2 protein-coding genes are annotated in these 2,479 nt (G+C 39.9%); both read left to right on the plus strand.

Annotated elements, in window-relative coordinates:
- Window positions 1-2,367, plus strand: a 2,367-nt coding sequence (locus H7U01_RS09905) for a glucosyl transferase (RefSeq protein WP_201041518.1), incomplete at its 5' end; no start/stop codon positions are given.
- A 58-nt stretch (window positions 2,368-2,425) separates the two neighbouring features.
- A partial coding sequence (locus tag H7U01_RS10085) for a KxYKxGKxW signal peptide domain-containing protein (RefSeq protein ID WP_155197768.1) occupies window positions 2,426-2,479 on the plus strand: 54 nt, incomplete at its 3' end.

Here is a 2,479-nt window from a genome sequence, read left to right on the forward strand (position 1 = left end):
GCTTCAGCTGAAGAACAACCTACACCTGTTAATGAAGCAACTGTTGAAGCCATCATCAAAGAAGGCGCTATTGACGTCGATGCTCCAGCAAGTAATGAAGCCATAGCTAAACCTGCAGAAAACATAGCTGCTACCGCTTCGAGCGAGGCTGCCACAGTGTCAGAAACACCAGTGGTCACCTCTGAAGGGGCTTCAACAGAAACTATTTCTGAAAAACCAAGCTCTGAAGTCACAAGTACAGCTAGTTCGGAAGCATCTAATTCTGAAACTACACATTCTGAGGTAAGTGCAACGACTAGTGAAAGTGTTACAGCTGAGAATTCGTCACCAACAACTAGTGATACTGATACCCCTAATTCTCAAGTTCCCTCTGCTGAAAAGAATATCACGGGTGGTCAATGGTATAGTGATGAACAAGGCAATTGGCATTACAAAAAAGATGACAAGGATCTGACAGGTCCAAACCTAATTGATGGACAGCATGTCTATTTTGACAAGGATGGTAAACAGGTCAAAGGAAACTTTGCCCAAGATGGACATTATTATGATGGTGAACTTGGACATCTAACAACTGAATCTTTTGTTACTACTGGCGATAACCACTGGTATTATGTAGATAAGACAGGTGAAAAAGTGACTGGCCTTCAAGAAATTGGAGACAAAACTTACCACTTTAATGACAAGGGGCTTCAAACAAAAGGGCAAAGAGTGGTTGTTGATGGAAAAGGATATTATTTCCATCCTGAAAATGGCGAACTTTGGAATAATAAGATTGCCCTCTACCATAGTACTCGCTACATTAACGGAACCAGCGACGACATTTATTACTACTATGACAATGACGGTAATATTTACACTGGCCCTAAAACCATCGACGGTAAAGAGTACTACTTCCAACCAGACATGGTCTATTATTCTAAATTCAAGAATCCTGATGGTACTGAAAGTTATTACAATGAACAGGGACAAAAAGTCTATAATGGCTGGGGTAAAATCAGATACATGTACCTGAGAGGATACCTCTGGACACCTTCTGTTTATGCTGATGAAAATGGACATGTTGTCCATGGATTCAAGCGAATTAATGGACAACTCTACTATTTTGATGAATCTGGTTCACTAAGAGATGATGTCCCTGGCAGCCCAAACCCACTGTTCCAAGTTGATGGAAACTGGTACTATGCTCAGTTTTCTAAATACATTAACGGCGTAAGAGGTGCTATCCTCACCAATGCTTTCACTTTTATTGCTGTAGATGATAGATACCCAACATCAATTGCAGATGAAAATGGTAAATTGACTCCAGTTACAGCCAAAAATAGTTATGTTACTGCTGGAGGTAAATGGTACTATGTTGATAAATCTAGTTATCCTTTAAAGGGCGAACAAGTGATAGATTATGTCAATGTCTACTTCCGTGATGACTATTCTCAAGTTAAAGGGGACTTTGCACCAAATGGACACTACTATGATAAAGATAGTGGAGCTCTCGTTACCAACCGTTATGTGGAAAAAGATGGCAAATGGTACTATGTCAATGATAAGGGCGATAAATTAGTTGGTGCTCAAACTGTAGATGGTGTAGAAGTCTATTTTGATAAAGACGGTGTCCAAGCCAAAGGTATTTTTGCCAATGCTGATCATTTTTATGACAAAGACACAGGTGCTGCTGTCCGAGACCAAATCGTCGAAGTCGATGGCAAACGCTATTATGTTGGTCAAGATGGTAGAAAAGTTTACTCAGGAACACATATTGTTCATGGTGAAGAAGTGAATCTTATCGTTGGAGATGGTCATCAAGGCTTCGGAGAATTCACATACTACGCAGATAGTGGAGACTATATCGGATTTGATGGTAAAAAGGTTACAAAAGCTGGTTTCGTTAAAACCAAAGATAATCACTGGTATTATTTAGACGGTAAGGGAAACAAATTAGTCTCCGTTCAAGTTATCGATGGCGAACTCTACTACTTTGGACTTCCTACTCGTAAATACTACTACGGAATGCAAAGTAGAGGTGAGCTCATCTATGCGTATTACAGTGATACTATCCCTAACAGCAGCCACATCTACTATCTGGATGAAGCAACAGGCGCTGCTCTTAAAAATCAGTACCATGAATGGGAAGGTAGTTGGTATTACTTTGGTCCAAACTGGTACGCCTTGACCGGTGAACAAACCATTGACAATGTCCCAGTCTACTTCCACAGTAACGGTAAACAAGCCAAAGGTGAACTAGTCACCGTTGATGGTAAAATCCACTACTACGATGCCAACTCAGGTGCCCGTTTGTCAAATATTGACATTACTATAAAAGGGGAAACCTATCATTTTGATGCGGACGGAAACGGAACACTCATTAGTTAATGAAGTTATAGAGACTCCTTCTCAATAATGACAGATTTAAAATGAAAGGAGAATTATCATGGAAAAGAAAGTACATTTTAAACTTCACAAAGTTAAAAAACATTGGGTAACT

The sequence above is a fragment of the Streptococcus sp. 21.1 genome, assembly GCF_016648635.1.
Classification (GTDB): Bacteria; Bacillota; Bacilli; order Lactobacillales; family Streptococcaceae; genus Streptococcus.